A 404-nucleotide genomic window follows, 5' to 3' on the forward strand; every position below is an offset into this window, starting at 1 on the left:
GCCACCGACGCAGCCGGTAATGTCAGCAGCCAGACGACGGCTTACAGCATCACCGTTGACACCAGCGCCCCCAGCGCGCCGAGCAGCCTGGCGCTGAGCACCGCCACCGACAGCGGCAGCAGCCATAGCGACGGCATCACCAACAACACCACGCCAACGGTACAAGGCAGTGCCGAAGCCAACAGCACGGTGACGGTATACGTTGACGGCACGGCAGTAGGTACGGCCACTGCCAATGGCAGCGGAGCGTGGAGCTACACACTGCCTGCGGCCCTGGCCGACGGCAGCCACAGCATCCAGGCCACTGCTACCGACGCAGCCGGTAATGTCAGCAGCCAGACGACGGCTTACAGCATCACCGTTGACACCAGCGCCCCCAGCGCCCCGAGCAGCCTGGCGCTGAC

1 protein-coding gene is annotated in these 404 nt (G+C 66.3%); it reads left to right on the top strand.

The window, feature by feature from the left end:
• Nucleotides 1-404, top strand: a 404-nt coding sequence (locus tag ACODR9_RS24320) for an Ig-like domain-containing protein (RefSeq protein ID WP_488813268.1), incomplete at both ends; no start/stop codon positions are given.

Source organism: Aquitalea sp. FG25 (assembly GCF_057809375.1).